The sequence below is a fragment of the Bradyrhizobium sp. CAR08 genome, assembly GCF_052871955.1.
The window spans coordinates 42,851-59,280 of record NZ_JBIXJX010000008.1 but is presented as its reverse complement, the minus strand read 5'-3'; the positions used below and the strand labels follow the sequence as shown (position 1 = coordinate 59,280).

General features: G+C 64.8%; 18 protein-coding genes. 7 read left to right on the top strand and 11 right to left on the bottom strand.

Going from position 1 to position 16,430, the window contains the following annotated elements; genetic code table 11:
* Positions 1-66 precede the first annotated feature (66 nt).
* A complete protein-coding gene (locus ACIPUD_RS17940; protein WP_007602176.1) occupies positions 67-363 on the top strand; it encodes a hypothetical protein in 297 nt (98 codons plus the stop codon).
* Positions 364-377: 14 nt separating this feature from the next.
* Positions 378-1,298: an SH3 domain-containing protein gene (locus tag ACIPUD_RS17935; protein WP_377789370.1), complete on the top strand. Its 921-nt coding sequence runs from the start codon at positions 378-380 to the stop codon at positions 1,296-1,298.
* A gap of 134 nt (positions 1,299-1,432) precedes the next feature.
* On the opposite strand, the gene ACIPUD_RS17930 is transcribed toward ACIPUD_RS17935, so the two are convergent.
* Positions 1,433-3,088 carry a fumarate hydratase gene (locus tag ACIPUD_RS17930; RefSeq protein ID WP_018456404.1) on the bottom strand — a complete coding sequence of 552 codons (1,656 nt, stop codon included), beginning with the start codon at positions 3,086-3,088 and terminating at the stop codon, positions 1,433-1,435.
* Between the two features lie 246 nt (positions 3,089-3,334).
* Between ACIPUD_RS17930 and ACIPUD_RS17925 the strand changes: the two genes are divergently transcribed.
* From ACIPUD_RS17925 to ACIPUD_RS17915, 3 genes are all read left to right on the top strand, one after another.
* Entirely contained in the window at positions 3,335-3,808 is a 474-nt protein-coding gene (locus ACIPUD_RS17925; RefSeq protein WP_446481248.1) for a hypothetical protein, read from the top strand.
* 286 nt (positions 3,809-4,094) lie between these two features.
* Positions 4,095-4,268 (top strand): hypothetical protein, encoded by a 174-nt coding sequence (locus ACIPUD_RS17920; protein WP_007612258.1) that lies wholly within the window; start codon positions 4,095-4,097, stop codon positions 4,266-4,268.
* 116 nt (positions 4,269-4,384) lie between these two features.
* A complete protein-coding gene (locus ACIPUD_RS17915; RefSeq protein WP_204511677.1) occupies positions 4,385-5,059 on the top strand; it encodes a methyltransferase family protein in 675 nt (224 codons plus the stop codon).
* A gap of 78 nt (positions 5,060-5,137) precedes the next feature.
* Here the strand turns inward: ACIPUD_RS17915 and ACIPUD_RS17910 are convergent, their stop codons facing one another.
* The 10 genes from ACIPUD_RS17910 to flgB form a co-directional block, all read right to left on the bottom strand.
* Positions 5,138-5,845 (bottom strand): glutathione S-transferase, encoded by a 708-nt coding sequence (locus ACIPUD_RS17910; protein WP_377789379.1) that lies wholly within the window; start codon positions 5,843-5,845, stop codon positions 5,138-5,140.
* Positions 5,846-6,030: 185 nt separating this feature from the next.
* Positions 6,031-6,708, bottom strand: coding sequence for a lectin (locus ACIPUD_RS17905; protein ID WP_446481247.1), 678 nt, complete (start codon positions 6,706-6,708; stop codon positions 6,031-6,033).
* 143 nt (positions 6,709-6,851) lie between these two features.
* Entirely contained in the window at positions 6,852-7,859 is a 1,008-nt protein-coding gene (locus ACIPUD_RS17900; RefSeq protein WP_377789381.1) for a Tim44 domain-containing protein, read from the bottom strand.
* A gap of 205 nt (positions 7,860-8,064) precedes the next feature.
* A complete protein-coding gene (gene cckA / locus ACIPUD_RS17895) occupies positions 8,065-10,647 on the bottom strand; it encodes a cell cycle histidine kinase CckA (RefSeq protein WP_446481246.1) in 2,583 nt (860 codons plus the stop codon).
* 154 nt (positions 10,648-10,801) lie between these two features.
* Positions 10,802-11,881: a flagellar biosynthesis protein FlhB gene (gene flhB, locus ACIPUD_RS17890; RefSeq protein ID WP_446481245.1), complete on the bottom strand. Its 1,080-nt coding sequence runs from the start codon at positions 11,879-11,881 to the stop codon at positions 10,802-10,804.
* Positions 11,882-11,892: 11 nt separating this feature from the next.
* Positions 11,893-12,663, bottom strand: coding sequence for a flagellar biosynthetic protein FliR (gene fliR / locus ACIPUD_RS17885; protein ID WP_007612283.1), 771 nt, complete (start codon positions 12,661-12,663; stop codon positions 11,893-11,895).
* A 17-nt stretch (positions 12,664-12,680) separates the two neighbouring features.
* Complete coding sequence (fliQ, locus tag ACIPUD_RS17880; protein ID WP_007612284.1) at positions 12,681-12,944, bottom strand: flagellar biosynthesis protein FliQ; 264 nt, start codon at positions 12,942-12,944, stop codon at positions 12,681-12,683.
* Between the two features lie 64 nt (positions 12,945-13,008).
* Positions 13,009-13,317, bottom strand: coding sequence for a flagellar hook-basal body complex protein FliE (gene fliE, locus ACIPUD_RS17875; RefSeq protein ID WP_007612285.1), 309 nt, complete (start codon positions 13,315-13,317; stop codon positions 13,009-13,011).
* Positions 13,318-13,333: 16 nt separating this feature from the next.
* Positions 13,334-13,759 carry a flagellar basal body rod protein FlgC gene (flgC, locus tag ACIPUD_RS17870; protein WP_007602149.1) on the bottom strand — a complete coding sequence of 142 codons (426 nt, stop codon included), beginning with the start codon at positions 13,757-13,759 and terminating at the stop codon, positions 13,334-13,336.
* An 18-nt stretch (positions 13,760-13,777) separates the two neighbouring features.
* Positions 13,778-14,182: a flagellar basal body rod protein FlgB gene (gene flgB / locus ACIPUD_RS17865; protein WP_204511683.1), complete on the bottom strand. Its 405-nt coding sequence runs from the start codon at positions 14,180-14,182 to the stop codon at positions 13,778-13,780.
* A 348-nt stretch (positions 14,183-14,530) separates the two neighbouring features.
* Between flgB and ACIPUD_RS17860 the strand changes: the two genes are divergently transcribed.
* Together ACIPUD_RS17860 and fliP are read left to right on the top strand one after the other, a co-directional pair.
* The gene (locus tag ACIPUD_RS17860; RefSeq protein ID WP_377789387.1) at positions 14,531-15,502 is read left to right on the top strand and encodes a flagellar biosynthetic protein FliO; all 972 of its coding nucleotides are present in this window, start codon (positions 14,531-14,533) and stop codon (positions 15,500-15,502) included.
* Positions 15,499-16,260 (top strand): flagellar type III secretion system pore protein FliP, encoded by a 762-nt coding sequence (gene fliP, locus ACIPUD_RS17855; protein WP_035994574.1) that lies wholly within the window; start codon positions 15,499-15,501, stop codon positions 16,258-16,260. Before ACIPUD_RS17860 ends, fliP begins: the two co-directional genes overlap by 4 nt.
* Positions 16,261-16,430: the final 170 nt, after the last annotated feature.

The following is a 16,430-nucleotide window of genomic DNA, read 5'->3' as shown; positions in this document are numbered from 1 at the left end:
CGCTATACGCTCGGCCGGGACTGGCCCGCGGATCGTCGCGGTCCGCCGGGATCTTGGGAGACGCGAATGGCCGTCGACGGCAACTGGACTCTGACCCTGACGACCCCCATGGGCGAGCGCAAGGCGACGCTGAGCCTGACGGCTGCCGGCGGCACGCTCACGGGGACGCAGGGCGCGGAAGGCGATACAGCCGAGATTTTCGATGGCACCGTCAGCGGCGATGCCGTCAACTGGAAGGTCTCGATCACCAATCCGATGCCCTTGACGCTCGAATTCATCGGAACCGTCTCCGGCGACAGCATGAGCGGTGAGATGGGCATCGGCCCGATGGGCAGCTTCCCGTTCACCGGCACGCGCGCCTAAGCGGCGCGGCAACGGTGCGCGCGCTCGGTCTCATCGCGGCGACGATCCTGTGTGTCGCGACACAAGCGGCTAGCGCGGACGACGCCGAACCGGCGTGGCGGGCAAGCGCGCTCGCCATGCTACCGGCAGGCTATGTCGCCGGCACGGCCTATCGAACCGAAGGGTTGACGGGCTACCTCGCCGTCTATCCGATCTCGTCGAACGATCCGAAGTCACCTGCAAGCGTGTTCGCCACGCGCCAGGCTCTCGTGGTCGCGCTGACGCCGGATGCGACGCGCGCAATCTCAGCCGAATTGAAGCCGCGTAGCGGGCCCGATTCTGACAACGACGACACCGACTTCGCAAAGCTGCATGCCGATCTCGCCGCCAGGCGCTCAACGCTTCCCGACGGTACCGAGCCCTGCGATTTCGGCGCATGGTCCGTCGACAAGGATCCTGATGGCCTCAACGTGCGTGCCGAACCATCGATCAAGGCGCGTGTGCTCGGCACGCTTCCGCCGCCCTACCGGCTCAAGCTCGGCGGCAGCGAGAACACGCCGGATGGCGGCTGGCTTACCGAATTCCGCATCATCGGTTTCAAGAACGGCTGGTTTCTGATCGAAGGCGCCAAGCCGCCGGGCAAGGACTACGAGGACGACAAGAAATATCCGCGCAGCGCGCCAAAGCCCTATGCCGGACGCGGCTGGGTCGCCTCCAACAAGGTCGGCGCGTCCTACGCCAATGGCGCGACACGCATGGGCGGCCTGTTCCAAGCACCCTTCGTCGATGCGAAATGGATGCCCGCCCAGCGCGAGCTCGGCGGTCCGATCGACACCGACGGCGGACCGAAGCACATCTTTGCCTGCAGCGGCCTCTGGGGCTTGGTCGAGAGCCAGGACGGCGTCCGCGGCTGGTGGCGCGGGCTGTGCTCCAACCAGGTCACAAATTGTAGTTGAGCGAGTAAGTCTCGTGTCCCGGACGCGACGCAGCGCGAAGCGGTGCATCGCAGAGCCGGGACCCATGCCCGCCATGGGGACCCCGGATCAGCAGCGCATCATTTCATGCTGCGCAGCGTCCGGGGAACGCGGCCTCAGCCCAGATTCAACTCCTTGAAGAAGTCGTTCCCCTTGTCGTCGATGATGATGAACGCCGGGAAGTCGACGACCTCGATGCGCCAAATCGCTTCCATGCCGAGCTCGGGATATTCGAGCACCTCGACCTTCTTGATGCAGTGCTCGGCAAGATTCGCCGCGGCACCGCCGATCGAGCCGAGATAGAAGCCGCCATACTTCTTGCAGGCCTCACGCACGGCCGGCGCGCGGTTGCCCTTGGCGACCATCACCATCGAGCCGCCGGCGGCCTGGAACTGATCGACAAAAGAATCCATACGGCCCGCAGTGGTCGGGCCGAACGCACCGGAGGCATAGCCCTCGGGCGTCTTGGCGGGGCCGGCGTAATAGACCGGATGGTTCTTGAAATAGTCCGGCAGCGGCTCGCCCTTGTCGAGCCGCTCGCGCAGCTTGGCATGCGCGGAATCGCGCGCGACGATCATGGTGCCGGTCATCGATACCCGCGTCTTGGTCGGGTACTTCGAGAACGTGGCAAGGATATCCTTCATCGGCTGGTTGAGGTCGATCTTGACGACCTCGCCGCCGAGCGACTGCTCGACCTCAGGCAGATACTGCGCCGGGTTGTGCTCGAGCTCCTCGAGATAGACGCCCTCCCTGGTGATCTTGCCGAGCACCTGGCGATCGGCCGAGCAGGACACGCCGAGCCCGATCGGGAGCGAGGCGCCATGACGCGGCATGCGGATCACGCGGACGTCGTGGCAGAAATATTTTCCACCGAACTGCGCGCCGACGCCGAGCGACTGCGTCATCTTCAGAATTTCCTGCTCCATCTCGAGATCGCGAAACGCGTTGCCGTCGGGCGAGCCGTGGGTCGGCAGCGCGTCGAGATAGCGAGCCGACGCCAGCTTCACCGTCTTCATGCAGAGCTCGGCCGAGGTGCCGCCGATGACGATCGCGAGGTGATAGGGCGGGCACGCCGCGGTGCCCAGCGTCAACACCTTCTCCTTCAGGAAGGCGAGCAGCCGGTCCTTGGTCAGCACCGAGGGCGTCGCCTGGAACAGGAAGCTCTTGTTGGCGGAGCCACCGCCCTTCGCCATGAACATAAACTTGTAGGCGTCATCGCCTTCCGCGTAGATCTCGCACTGCGCCGGCATGTTGTTGGCGGTGTTCTTCTCCTCGTACATCGACAGCGGCGCGACCTGCGAGTAGCGCAGATTGCGGCGCAGGTAAGCATCGCGCGCGCCTTCCGACAGTGCCGCCTCGTCGTCACCATCGGTGATGACGTTGCAACCCTTCTTGCCCATGATGATCGCGGTGCCGGTGTCCTGGCACATCGGCAGCACGCCGCCTGCAGCGATGTTGGCGTTCTTGAGGAAGTCCAGCGCGACGAACTTGTCGTTCGGGCTCGCCTCGCCATCCTCCAGGATCGCGCGGAGCTGCTTCAGATGACCCGGTCGCAGATAGTGGTTGATGTCGCCAAAGGCCGCTTCCGACAGGGCCCGCAGCGCGTCGCGGGACACCACCAGCATGTCCTTCCCCAAAACCTTCTCGACCCTGACGCCCTCGGACGAGACCTTCTTGTAGGGCGTCTCGTCCTTGCCCAGCGGAAACAGCGGCGTGTGCTTGTAGGGCGGAACGGGCTTTGCGGGATCGGGAAAGGCGGTAGGAGCGTTCATGGGCGGGAATCTCGGGGTTTTGGAGCCCTCGCATGGGCCCCGTTCATAGAAGCGTTCTAAGCTTTTTTGCTGCAAAGGGAAGGCGCTCTGGTGCGGTCGGGGCATCCCGATTCGGCGACACGGCGACCTATTTTCGGCGGCTGTCGGCGGACACGAGGCCCTCATGACGCCAGTGAAGACCCTGGGTGCACCCCTTGCGCTACGCGCGAGACGACGGTTGAATGCGCCCGCTAAGGGGCTTTCATCATGACATTGAACTTACACGTCCGCGGCGCGATCCTGGTCGCCGCCGCCATCACCGGCCTTGTGACCATCGCCTCGCCCGCCCGCGCGGACCGCTGCGATGACAGCGCCAACGAGCTGGCGAACCAGGTCGATCGCCTCAAGGTGAATTTCCGCGCCGCCAATGTGGTCTACTTGACTCATCCCGCGGCCAAGGAATTGTCCGTGGCTTGCCGTGGCGACAAATATTCGATCGAGCTCTATGCCAAGGGCGATCGCAAGCCCAAGCCGGAGTTCTTTGCGCTGGTGGGGTCGATGGCCGCGATCGTCTTCACCGTGACCAAGGACGATACGACGACGGGCGCGACACGCTGCCTGAAGCGGATGGGGCTCTTGCGCGGCGACAAGATCAGCATGCGCTACCGGCGTCTCAACATGGAATGCACCCGCACCAAGACGGATGCGTCGATCGCGATCACGCGCGGCAAGGACGAATAGGCGGCTCCCGCGCGGTGTGCGTCTGACAGCACACCGCCCATTTCGGACTCCGTCATTGCGAGCGTAGCGAAGCAATCCAGAATCCCTCCGCGGAGACAGACTGGATTGCTTCGCTGCGCTCGCAATGACGAGGAGAGGTCTGTCCTCTCGCGGAAACAGCGCTTGTGGCGGCACGAAAGCGGCCTCCTCTGCCGCACCAGATCCCTCGCATTTTAACGATTGGCTTGAAGGAAATTTCGCGTCTCGCGGCGCAGGGTCAATTGTTTCCATACGTGAGGATTTGTGGATGAGCGTTTCTACCGTTTCGCCGCCGCCGATCGCGATCGTGGTGCCGAGCTACGACACGACCAAGCAGCAGGACGATCAGATCAAGACCAAGGACAACGACCCGACCTACAAGCCGCCGCCGCCTGCGCCGCTGCCGCCGGGTCAGGGTACGCGGATCGATCAGCTCGCCTGATCAGCCGCGTCGAAGATGAAATGCCCGATCCGGTCGATCGGGCTTTTCGCGTGTCCGGCCGCATCTTCGCCGGATAGCGGGACCAATATCGTGCGCGGCTACCCTGAGACCTGCGCATGATCGCAAGACTGCTGTTGCAGAGCACGATCACCACCGCCGCCATGGGCGCGCTGCTGTTCGCGTGCGCCGGAACCCTGCACTGGCCGTCGGCTTGGGTGTTCCTCGCGACCTCCGCCCTGCTCGGCCCGCTCTGCGGCTGGTGGCTTTACCGGGTCGACCCCGCACTGCTCGCCGAACGCCTGCGGCCGGTCCTGCAAAAGGACCAGCCCGCTGCCGACAAGGCGTTCATGGCCGTCTTCGTCATTACGATGCTGGTCTGGCTGGCGGCGATTGGGCTTGACCGGCGTACGCTGTCCTCCGACATGCCGATGGCGCTGCAGATGCTCGGCCTCGCCCTGTTCCTGCTTTCGACGCTGTTCATCCTCTGGGTTTTCCGCGAGAACTCGTTCGCGGCGCCCGTGGTGAAGCTGCAAGCCGAGCGCGCGCAGCGCGTGATCTCGACGGGGCCTTATGCCCATGTACGCCATCCCATGTACAGCGGCATGATGCTGTTCTTCGCCGGCGTGCCGCTGCTTCTGGGCTCATGGTGGGGACTTCTGATGGCGCCCTTGTTCCTCGTCTTGTTTGCGGTCCGCATTCGCATCGAGGAGCGCACGCTGCGCGAGGGCCTGCCGGGCTATGCCGACTATGTGACGCGCGTGCGCTATCGCCTGCTGCCTGGCGTCTGGTGAGCGCGCGCATCACTCTGTAAATCGCAGAAAAGTGTTCCCTCCGATCGACTGACGTCGGCCGAAGCGTTCGCAGGCGCTCTAGCCATCCAATTCGCGGTAGCGGCGGAAGATGCCCTGCTCGTTGAAGGGAATACGGCGCTCGCTTTCGAGATAAGCCTTGATGTTCGGGCGCGCCGACACGCGGTCGTGCATGCCGACGAGGGCCGGGATATCTGTCTCGAACGCCTTCATCCGCTTCGGAAACGCATAGCGTAGTCCCGCGACGAGCTGGAACAGCGAGAGATCGACATAGGTCAGCTTGCGGCCGGTGACATAGGCGCCGCCATTGTCCTGAAGGAGGTGCTCGAAATAGCCGAGATATTTCGGCACGCGCTCGCCCCAGAAGTCGGCGGTGCGCTTCTTTGCCGGCGGTTTCTGATCTTCGTAGTAGAGCGAGGGCCCGAGCGGGTGATGGGTGTCGTGAATCTCGACCACGAAATCGGTGATCGTCAGCTGGAGCTGATGCACCCAGAGTTGACCCGCTTCCGACTTCGGGGCGAGGGCGTGGCGGGCGCCGAGATAGAGCAGGATGTTCGCGGTCTGGCCGATGACGAGCTTGCCGGCTTTGAGGAACGGCGGCGCAAAGGGCGGCGTGCCCTTGTGTGCGTCCATCATCTTCATCATCGCAGCTGTACCGCGTGGGCCACGCGCCACGTCGATGTAAGCCGCGCCAGCCTCCTCGAGCGCGAGCCGCACATATTCACCGCGGCCCTGGATCTCGGGCCAATAATAGAGCTCGTATTTCATGGAAGGGTCCGTGAGCGTGGAAGCGACAGGACCAATCTATCACGCGCGACAAGGTTCCGTCAGGATCGGGCGGAAGGGCGGCACCACACGCTCCGTCATTGCGAGCGCAGCGAAGCAATCCAGACTGTCACCCTGGAGGGACTCTGGATTGCTTCGTCGCTGCGCTCCTCGCAATGACGGAAGCCTCAATTCGACGCGAAGCAATACAGCAGGCCGTCGCCGCCGGTGCTCTTCAGATCGGCCTGCGAGCAGCCGCCGTCGGGTCCGCGCGAGGGGTGTGCGGTGTTCCAGGATTTGACCGTCGGGTTGGTCGCAGGGCCGTTGATGTCGGAGTGGCCGAGCATCGCCGCGCCTTGCGTACTCGACGTCCAGTTTTTGCAGGTGCGGTCGTCGGGACCCGCAAACGCGGTGCCGTCGGACTGCGATCCCGTGAGAATGTCGTGCCGGTTAGGCTGGTCGCCATAGCCGTTTACAATCTCCCCCTTCTCGGTCAGCGCTGTCTCCTTGCTGATCTTGTTGGCGCTGTGCAAATCGGCCACGTCCTTGGCGATTTCCACGCCCTTGGCGTTCTGCCACGGTCCCTTGCCGATGCGGTCGCGCGCGTTGACGGCCGGCTTGCCGTCGGCGGCCTGCGTGGAGAGATAAGCGCGCCAGGTCTTACTGCCGGCGCCGCCGGCCGGGGCTAGCTTCTGGCACTGCGCATCGGCGCCCTCCAGGCCGCCGAGATCGGCGCCTTTGCCAGGACCGTTGGAAGTCACGAAGAACGTCATGTCGGCCGACTGCGCCTGCGCCGATGGCGCCGCAAGCAAGGCCGCAGCGAGCGCGAGGCCTAAAATCGTCACGGATCTCTCAATGCGGATCATCCTGTCCTCCATTTTGTGGTGTCGTTGGCCGCCAGATTTCAACCCGACGCAGGCCCGCTTATTCCGATGCCGCGATGCGAGACGCCCAAAAGAAAAAGGCGCCGTGCAAGAAGCACGACGCCTTGTTCTCATGTCGTCTGCGGTCAGTTGGTCTGCTGGATCGCCGACAGTTCCCAGGCGCCGCCCGGCCGTCGGGCAAAGGTCCAGACTTCGGTGGCCTCGCCCGGCTGCTCGCTGCCGGCGACAATTGCGCCGGTATTGCGGTCGAGCGTCTTGTCAGTCAGCGCGAAGCGCAGCGCCACCGTCGCGTAATCGGTCTCGCCTTCGCGCCAGGATTCCGCGAGGTCGCCCTGCAACAGCGTGACGTCGCTGACCTTGTTGACGACGTTGCGTGCGCGGTTCTGGCCGAGGTCCTGCTCGAAATAGGAGACCATTTCCGGCGTCGCGAGCGTGTGCAGCTTGGCCACGTCCTCGTTGGACCAGGCGGACTGGACGTCGCCGAGCAGGCGCTCGAACGCCTCATAGTCGTCCGGCTTGATCTCGAGCGGCGCGTTGTTGTTGGCGCCGAAGCCGAAGCCGCCGCCAAGACCACCACCAAGACCACTACGGTTGTTCGCCTGCGGTCCCGGACCGGCACTGGCGTCAGCATTGGCATAGGCCGCCTGCGGGCTGTGGCGGCGCTGCCACCAGGACATCGCCAGCCGAACCACGACCACCACGAGCACGATCTGGATGATCAGGCCGATGATCGACGACAGGCCGCCGAGGCCGCCGAACAGGCCACCGCCGAACAGCATGCCGAGCAGGCCCGCGCCGAGGAAGCCGGCCGCAAGGCCGCCCATGAAGCCGCCGGCCCGGCCGAACAGGCCGCCGCGCGCGGGCGCAGCTGCGGCCGAATTCATGCCTGCACCCGGCTGGGTGTAGGTGCGGTTGAACTGCGAGGTCGAGCCTGGCGCGGTCGTGGTTGACGGCGGGGCCGAATAGGTGCGCGAACCGCGCGAACCCGACGACATGCCGCCACCGACGCGCGCGTCGGCGGACGAGATCGCCAGCGCAGTCGGCAGCGCAAGCGCCAGCACGACGGCAATCGTCTTGAAGAGACTGCGGGAGCGTTGCGAGAAATTCATGTTGGTTTCCCAGATCCCCGGCATGGGGACGTGCCCCTAAGATGGGCGGCCTTCCGTAAAAAGGAAGCCACTATCGGAACTTGTGACTGCGGCCCTCAGTCGCGGGGATGTGGCAAAAGCCCATCTTTGGCGGCAGCTTGGCCGGGTATGCGAAGGCGCCGCGGTCGCGGGTTACCGGTGGCTTTTGCGACGGGAATTCCGCTTTTCCGTCGTCATTGCGTTGAGGCCCTCACCCCGCCTTCGCCATCGTCTCCTTCACGGCCGCCACGAGCTGGCTCAGCGTGAACGGCTTGGGCAGGAAGTCGAACTGCTGACCTTCGGGCAGGCTCTTCTCGAATGCGTCTTCCGCGTAGCCGGAGACGAAGATGAACTTGATGTCGGGGTTCTTCTCGCGCATCGCCTTGAGCAGCGTCGGGCCGTCCATCTCCGGCATCACGACGTCGGACACGACGAGATCGATTCCGCCACTCTGCTCTTCCAGCACCTCCAGCGCCTCGACGCCGTTCTCGGCCTCGACCACGGTGTAGCCGCGCGAGCGCAGGCCGCGTGCGTTGAGCGCGCGCAGACCCTCCTCGTCCTCGACCAGGAGGATGGTGCCTTGTCCGGTGAGATCGGTGCGGGGCTTGGCGTCCGCCGCGGACCCGGCGTCCTTCGCGGCACCATTGCTGGCGCCCACGACCGGCGCCGGCTGCTCGACCTGCACCTCCGCCTCGGCATGATGGCGCGGCAGGAAGATCTGGAACGAGGTGCCCTGCCCCGGCTCGGAGTCCACGTAAATGAAGCCACCGGTCTGCTTTACGATGCCGTAGACGGTGGAGAGCCCGAGGCCGGTGCCCTTGCCGACTTCCTTGGTCGAGAAGAACGGCTCGAAGATCTTGTCGCGGATATCGGCGGGGATGCCGGTACCGGTGTCGGCGACCTCGATCCGCACGTAGTCCGCTGCCGGCATGCCTTTGTAGGCCAGCCTGGCCGCTTCTTCGGTGGTGACGTTGGCGGTGCGGATGATCAGCTTGCCGCCGTCGGGCATGGCGTCGCGCGCGTTGACCGCGAGGTTGACGATGACCTGCTCGAACTGGGAGACGTCGACCTTGACCGGCCAGAGATCGCGGCCGTGGATGGTCTCGTGCTTGACCTTCTCGCCGATCAGGCGGCGCAGCAGCATGGCGAGATCGGAGAGCGCATCGCCGAGGTCGAGCACCTGCGGCCGCAGCGTCTGCCGGCGCGAGAACGCCAGCAATTGCCGCACCAGCGTGGCTGCCCGCGTCGCATTCTGCTTGATCTGCATGATGTCCTGGAACGACGGGTCGGTCGGCTTGTGCGCGTTCAGCAGGAAGTCGTTCGCCATCATGATGGCGGAGAGCACGTTGTTGAAGTCGTGGGCGATGCCGCCGGCGAGCTGGCCGACAGTCTCCATCTTCTGCGACTGGTTGATCTGGTTCTCCAGCGCGCGCCGCTCGGTGGTCTCGAGCATGTGCACGATGGCGGCTTCCGCGTCGTTCTCGGCCGCGTCCACCGGCGTGACGAAGAACTGGCCCCAGCGCTCTTTGGTTCCTTCGAGCGCCACTTCGACCGGCGCGACGTCGGCCTGGCCCTCCGCGGCCTGGTTGATAGCCGCGATCAAGAGATGCCGGTCGCGCGAATTGACCGCGCGGAAGATCGACTTGCTGGCGCTGTCGAGCCCCAGCGCCTGCCCGAGCTTGGCGTAGCGCGCATTGGCGCGCACGACATTGCCGCCACGGTCTACCGTCGCGATCGCCATCGGGGTATGATCGAAGAAGCGCATGAACCGCACTTCGGCGGCGCGGTCCGGATCGCTGCGCTCGTCGCGAGCACGGCTGATCACCAGCGTGCGCGACGGCCCCGGCGCGCCGTCGGCGCCGAAGGCGAGCTTGTGATAGAGCCGCACCGGCATGGTCTTGCCGGTGCGCATGCGCAGGTCGATATCAAAGACTTCCGTCTTGACCTCGCCCGGCACCGCCACGATCGCGGTGAGCAGCGAAGCGCCGTCGCCCGAGACGATGTCGGTGAGCTTCAGCCCGCCCGAGCCGATCTCCGCGAGGTCGTAGTCGAGCCAATTCGCCAGCGTCGCGTTGACGTAAGCGAGTTCGCCGGCCGGATTGACCGAGAAGAAACCGCAAGGCGCGTGATCGAGATATTCGATCGCGTGCTGGAGTTCCTGGAACACGTCCTCCTGGCGCTCGCGGTCGCGGGTGATGTCGGCGATCGACCATACCGCGTATCTCGTCTCGCGCTTGCCGGTGCCGAGAGGCCGCACCCGCATGCGCAGCCAGCGGCCCTGGCTGCCGTCATGGCCGGAGATGCGCACCTCTTCCTGCTGCCGCTTGCCTTCGCGCGCGGCTTTCAACAGGCGGAACACCGCTTCGGAGACGTCGGGGTTGCCGATGAAAACGCGTTCCACGGGGCGCACGTCCTGTGGCCCGGCGGCGCCGGTCAGCGTCAGATAGGCCGCATTGGAATAGACCACATGGCCGCGCGGGTCGGTCACGGCGAGGCCATCGAAGGCGTGGTCGGCGATGCGCCCCATCACGGGATCGTCGAGATTGCGGTCGACGAAGCGGATGATGCCGGCGGCGAAGGCGAACAGGTTGAACAGGCCGACCATGGCCAGCACGGCGAGGATGCCGAGGATATAGGGCTGGGCCTGCGCGCGCCCGAGCGTCATCAACCCCACGGCAACGGCGACGAGGCCGGCGGCCACCAGCAGCACCAGCGCAATGCTGCCCGAGCGCGGCGACGGCTCGTGCGCCGCAACGGGCTCGCGTGTGAGGTCGTGGTCGGTCTCGGCAGTCATCTCAAGCTGGCACAGCCTGTCGGCAGAGAATCAACGCGCTACAGGGCGCGCAGGGTCCTCCCTGCCTGAATCGGACCCGCAGGCGCAAGGGCAGCAGGGGCGAAAGGTACGCTGATTCCCAGATTACGGCCATTTCCAGTACTTTTCAGGGGTTTTATTGCCGGCTGGCACCGAATCCGCTCTTCAGACGCATGACGTAGCCGATGACTTCGGCGACCGCATGGTAGTGCTCGGTCGGGATTTCCTCGTCGATCTCGACGGTGGCGTAGAGCGCGCGGGCGAGCGGCACGTTCTCGACGATCGGGATGTCGTGCTCGCGCGCGATCTCCCGGATCTTGAAAGCGAGGTTGTCGACGCCCTTGGCGACGCAGATCGGCGCCGACATGCCGCGCTCGTAGGACAGCGCGATCGAATAGTGGGTCGGGTTGGTGATGATCACGGAAGCCTTGGGAACCGCCGCCATCATGCGCTTCTTGGAGCGCTGCTGGCGCAGCTGCCTCAGCTTGCCCTTGATGTGCGGGTCGCCTTCGGACTGCTTGTACTCTTCCTTGATCTCCTGGAGCGACATCTTCTGCCGCTGGAACCAGCTGCGATACTGGAAGAAATAGTCGCCGATGGCGATGATCGCGAGCGCCGCGACCACCGCGGCGAGCAGATGAATGGTCAGGCTGGTGGAGGCGCCGAGCAGGGAGGCCGGATCGAGCCTGACCATCGCCTCCATGCGATGCCGCTCCGGCCACAGGATCACGGTCATGACCGCGCCGAGCACGATCAGCTTGCCGAGACCCTTGAGGAAGTTCGCCGCCGCTTGCTTGCCGAAGATGCGCTTGAGGCCTTCGGCAGGCGACAGCTTGCTGAACTTGGGCTTGAGGGATTCGGCCGACCAGACCAGGCGGTGCTGCAGCACGTTGCCGGCAATTGCCGCCAGCACCAGCATCAGTAGCGGCACGCCCACCGCCGCCAGCACCGCGACTTCGATCTGCTGCATCAGGGCGAGCAGAGCCCTGCCGTCGGTCTTGATCATCCAGGAATTGGCGAGCAGGTTGCGCATCGGCGCCAGCAGTCCGCTGCCAACCGATCCCGAGAAGCTCGAGACGACGAGCGTGGCGCCCGCGATCATGAACCAGGTGTTGATCTCCTGGCTCTTGGCGACGTCACCGCGTTCGAGCGCCTCTTCGAGACGTTTTTGCGTCGGGTCTTCTGTTTGACTCTCTGGATCGTTGTCTTCCGCCATCGATCACCCGGTCACTTGAGAGGCATCATCTGGTGCATGACACCGATGAAGTAGTCGAGAAAGGTGCCCATCATCGCCGTGAGCACGACGGCAAGCACCAGGAAGCCGGCGAAGATCGACAGCGGCACGCCGACGAAATAGACCTGCATCTGCGGCATCAGCCGCGCCAGCACGCCGAGCCCGATGTTGAAGACGAGGCCGAACACCAGGAACGGTCCGGAAAGTTGCAAGCCCAGGCGGAACGCGGCGGCAAAGGCGCGCGTCGCCAGTGCGGCGACATCGCCGCTCGACACGGTCTCGCCCGGCGCGAAGATCGTGTAGCTGTCGTTCAGCGCCGCGATCACCAGATGATGGCTGTCGGTGGCGAACAGCAATGTCACCCCCAGTATCGTCAGGAAGTTGCCGACCAGCACGCCCTGCTGTCCCTGAGTCGGATCGACCGAAGTGACGAAGCCGAGCCCCATCTGCTGCGCGATCACGGCACCGGCAACCTGCAGCGCCGACAACGTCACCCGCGCGGTCGCTCCCAGCACGATGCCGATCACGATCTCATGCAGCATCAGGACCAGCAGCGGCGCGATCGAGCCCATGTCGACCTGATAGGCATTGCGATGCAGCGGCAGGATGATCAGCGTGAGCAGCAGCGCGATCGACAATTTGATCCGTGTCGGGATATTGGTCTCGCCCAGGCCCGGCAACAGCATCACCATCGCGCCGACCCGGGCAAAGGCGAGCATGAAGGAGGCGGCAAGCGCCGGCAGCAGCGAGACGTCGATGCGCATGATAGGCGCATAGTGCCTCAGCCGCCGATGATTCGCGACGATATCCGCAGCATGTGGGAATGCAGTGCGTCTGCCATGAATGGCAAGGCCAACAGCATTGTGGCAAAGATGGCCAGGATTTTCGGCACGTAGATCAGCGTCTGCTCCTGGATCTGCGTCAGCGCTTGGAACAGCGACACGACGACGCCGACCACGAGGCCGACCACCATCAGGGGCGACGACACGATCACGATCGTCCAGATCGCATCACGCGCGACGTCGAGGGTTTCCGGTCCGGTCATTTCGCAGTTCCTTTATTCAACTCTCATCCCCACCGCTTGATGAGGACCACACGAACCAGAAAAATCAGATCGGCATTTTCATGATGTCTTCATAGGCCGCGATCACGCGGTCGCGGACCGAGACCAGCGTGGACACGGCGACGTCGGTGTCTGCGACCGCCGTCACCACGTCCATCACGTTGGCCTTGCCGGCGGCCATCGCCACCGTCTGCGCATCGGATTTGCGGCCGGACTCCAGGACGCTGCCGACAGTGTCTTTCAGAAGAGAGGCGAAGGACTGCCCGCTCGGCTCGCTGCCCTTGCCGGCACCGCTGTTCTCCAGCACGCGGGCGAGGTTTGCATAGGCATTGGCGGCAATTGTCGGTGTTGCCATGATTCAAATGTCCTGTTCAGCTCTTGAGGATGTCGAGGGTGCGCTGGATCATCCGGCGCGTCGCGCTGATGATGTTGAGGTTGGCCTCGTACGACCGCTGCGCGTCGCGCATGTCGGTCATCTCGACCACCGAGTTCACGTTGGGATATTTGACGTTACCGGTCGCATCCGCCGCCGGATTGTTCGGCTCGTATTTGGTGCGGAAATTGGACTGGTCGGGCTTGATCCTGCCGAGGGTGACGACCTGCGCGTCGAGTGTACGGTCGAGCGCGGAGGAGAAGGTCGGCACCTTGCGCCGGTAAGGATCGCCGCCGGCGGTCTGCGAGGTCGAATCCGCATTTGCGATATTCTCCGAGATCACCCGCATGCGCCCGGCCTGCGCCCGCAGACCGGAGGTCGCGATCGCCATCGAACGGGCAAAGTCGCTGCTGTCATTCGCCATGATGCACTTCCTGTAGCTCTAGCCTTTGCCGATCGCGGTCTTGAGCAGATGCAGGCTCTTCGAATAGAGCGAGGTCGCCGCCGCATAATCCATCTGGTTGCTGGCGGCCTTCATCATCTCCTCTTCGAGATTGACGGCGTTGCCCGCGGGGCGGGTCTCAAAACCCGCATTCTTGTTCTGGTCGAATCCGGAGGCCGCGCCTGACGGCGCCATGTGGGAACCGCTGGTGCGGGTGAGCGCCAAGGGACCCATCGAACCCGTCACGGCGCCGCTCTTGTCCAGCTTCGGCTCGACCAGGTCGCGCGGACGGAATTTGGGCGTGTCGGAATTGGAGACGTTCTCGGACAGGACGCGCTGGCGCTCCTGGTGCCATTGCATCTTGGTGCGAAGCGCCGATAGCACCGGAAGATCGTTGATGGACATCGTTGCGGCTCCTTCCGCCTCTCGGACCAGGTCCGAAGCTAGGCAGAATTTGCCGCCTGTATGGTTAACAGCCGGTTAAGGAGGTCGCAGGCAGTTGTCCCCCGGCGGGACACCACTGCGCGTGCCCCGTGATTCTACGCCTCCAAAAGCGGCATTAACCCAACCGCTTGGCGGGGCATGCACAGGCCAAGAAGTCGTTTTGGATCGAGCGATTCATGGGTTATTAAGAGTTGGGGACGGCAAAACTTGCCGTGGGACGTTAAGAAATCGCAGTTTGGGCAACGTAAGCCGGTGGTTGGCGCATCTGACCACTGGCCCGAGACAAGCCGCCATTTGTCGGGGACAAGTATGCAAGGCAGCCCTATCACCTTCATCGTCGCGTTCATCGTCGTTCTGGCGTTGATCGGCGTCGCTGCATGGCTGGTTCGCCGATTCGCCACCAGCCGGCTTGGCGCAAACACCCAGCGCGGCCGGATGCCCCGGCTCGCCGTGATCGATGCCGCCGCGGTCGACGGCCGCCGCCGTCTGGTGCTGGTCCGGCGTGACAATGTCGAGCATCTTCTGATGATCGGCGGCCCCACCGACATCGTCGTCGAACCCAACATCGTGCGCGCAGCACCCGGCCGCGACCAGCTCCCGCAGCGTTCCAATGCCGCCGAGCCGCCGCGTCTTGCGCCGATGCATGATACCAGCAGCTGGGCCGACGAAGCACCGCGGCCCGAGCTGCTCGATCATCCCGAGCCGCAAATGCCCGAGCCGCCACCGCGGCCCGCGCGCCCCTCCTTCGCCGACGAAGTGCGCCGGCCCGCTCCCGGGCTGGCCGAGCGCCGCAACGAGCCGCCACTGGCCGGCTTCACCTCCGAGCCGATCGCGCCGCGCCCCGAGCGCGAGCTGCGTCCCGATCCTATTCCGCCGCGCGTTGCGCGCAACGAACCCCCACTGATGCCGCGTCCGCCGCGCCACAGCGAGCCCGCGAAGGCGCCTCAAGTGCGCGCCGAGCGCGTAACCGCGCCACCTCCGCCTGTGCCGCAGGGTCCGCCCGTTCCGCCCCCGGCGCCCGCTCCTGGGGCACCATCGAGCGCCGAGCAGAATCTCGCCGAGATGGCGCAGCGGCTCGAAGCAGCGCTGCGCCGCCCCGCTGGCGAGACGCTTGCCCCTCCGGTCGCCCCGGAGCCCCCGGCCGCTCCTCCGCGTGTGGCCCGCAGCGAGCCGCCGGCACCACCGGCCCCTGCCGCAAAGCCAGCCCCGGAAAAGACCAGCTTTGAAAATCTCGAAGACGAGATGGCCTCGTTGCTCGGCCGTCCGAAGCCGTCTTCGTGAGGCTGCCGGCCCTCCCGCGTAGAGTTTTTCTTCTTTCTGTCCTGATCGGCGCGGCTTCGCTCGCGATGCCGGCGCATGCGCAGGACATCAGCATCAATCTCGGCGGCGGCGGCGCTGGCGGTGGCGGCGTCACCGAGCGCGCGATCCAGCTGATCGCGCTGCTGACGGTGCTGTCGATCGCACCGTCGATCCTGATCATGATGACGTCGTTCACGCGCATCGTGGTCGTGCTGTCGCTGCTGCGCACCGCGATGGGCACAGCGACCGCCCCGCCGAACTCGGTGATCATCGCCCTGGCGATGTTCCTCACCTTCTTCGTGATGGGACCCGTCCTGCAAAAATCCTACGACGAAGGCATCCGTCCGCTCGTCGCAAATCAGCTCGGCGTCGAGGACGCGCTTCAGCGCGCCTCCGTCCCCCTGCGCGGCTTCATGCAGAAGAACGTGCGCGAGAAGGACCTCAAGCTGTTCCTGGACCTCTCCGGCGAGCCGCCGCCGGCAACCCCCGACGAGCTCGGCTTACGCATCCTCGTCCCCGCCTTCATGATCTCGGAGCTGAAGCGTGCCTTCGAGATCGGCTTTCTGCTGTTCCTCCCCTTCCTGATCATCGACCTCGTCGTCGCGTCCGTGCTGATGTCGATGGGCATGATGATGCTGCCGCCGGCAACGATCTCGCTGCCGTTCAAGTTGATCTTCTTCGTGCTGGTCGACGGCTGGTCGCTGGTGGCAGGCAGTCTGGTGCAGAGTTACGGGGGGTAGCGGTCCTGGGCAGCGGTCAGCGACCCTATCCTCTCTAGCCCGATGCTTGTAGGCGTGCACTTGAGCTTACCAGCGCAAGGCGGAAGCCTGCCATCGTCAGCGCGTTCGGCGGCTCGTGACATATCGGAATATGCTCAGGTTGCGCATTCAATGGGTCATTGATATGATGG

What these genes read in the sequence shown, in the direction of transcription:
- ACIPUD_RS17940 (WP_007602176.1), top strand. Translation starts at nt 67, where the DNA reads ATGGCCGTCGACGGCAACTGGACTCTGACCCTGACGACCCCCATGGGC.
- cckA (WP_446481246.1), bottom strand. Translation starts at nt 10,647, where the DNA reads ATGACTGCCGAGACCGACCACGACCTCACACGCGAGCCCGTTGCGGCG.
- ACIPUD_RS17910 (WP_377789379.1), bottom strand. Translation starts at nt 5,845, where the DNA reads ATGAAATACGAGCTCTATTATTGGCCCGAGATCCAGGGCCGCGGTGAA.
- ACIPUD_RS17930 (WP_018456404.1), bottom strand. Translation starts at nt 3,088, where the DNA reads ATGAACGCTCCTACCGCCTTTCCCGATCCCGCAAAGCCCGTTCCGCCC.
- fliE (WP_007612285.1), bottom strand. Translation starts at nt 13,317, where the DNA reads ATGGCAACACCGACAATTGCCGCCAATGCCTATGCAAACCTCGCCCGC.
- flgB (WP_204511683.1), bottom strand. Translation starts at nt 14,182, where the DNA reads ATGTCCATCAACGATCTTCCGGTGCTATCGGCGCTTCGCACCAAGATG.
- ACIPUD_RS17915 (WP_204511677.1), top strand. Translation starts at nt 4,385, where the DNA reads ATGATCGCAAGACTGCTGTTGCAGAGCACGATCACCACCGCCGCCATG.
- ACIPUD_RS17925 (WP_446481248.1), top strand. Translation starts at nt 3,335, where the DNA reads ATGACATTGAACTTACACGTCCGCGGCGCGATCCTGGTCGCCGCCGCC.
- flgC (WP_007602149.1), bottom strand. Translation starts at nt 13,759, where the DNA reads ATGGCGAATGACAGCAGCGACTTTGCCCGTTCGATGGCGATCGCGACC.
- fliQ (WP_007612284.1), bottom strand. Translation starts at nt 12,944, where the DNA reads ATGACCGGACCGGAAACCCTCGACGTCGCGCGTGATGCGATCTGGACG.
- ACIPUD_RS17860 (WP_377789387.1), top strand. Translation starts at nt 14,531, where the DNA reads ATGCAAGGCAGCCCTATCACCTTCATCGTCGCGTTCATCGTCGTTCTG.
- fliR (WP_007612283.1), bottom strand. Translation starts at nt 12,663, where the DNA reads ATGCGCATCGACGTCTCGCTGCTGCCGGCGCTTGCCGCCTCCTTCATG.
- ACIPUD_RS17900 (WP_377789381.1), bottom strand. Translation starts at nt 7,859, where the DNA reads ATGCCGGGGATCTGGGAAACCAACATGAATTTCTCGCAACGCTCCCGC.
- ACIPUD_RS17920 (WP_007612258.1), top strand. Translation starts at nt 4,095, where the DNA reads ATGAGCGTTTCTACCGTTTCGCCGCCGCCGATCGCGATCGTGGTGCCG.
- ACIPUD_RS17905 (WP_446481247.1), bottom strand. Translation starts at nt 6,708, where the DNA reads ATGATCCGCATTGAGAGATCCGTGACGATTTTAGGCCTCGCGCTCGCT.
- flhB (WP_446481245.1), bottom strand. Translation starts at nt 11,881, where the DNA reads ATGGCGGAAGACAACGATCCAGAGAGTCAAACAGAAGACCCGACGCAA.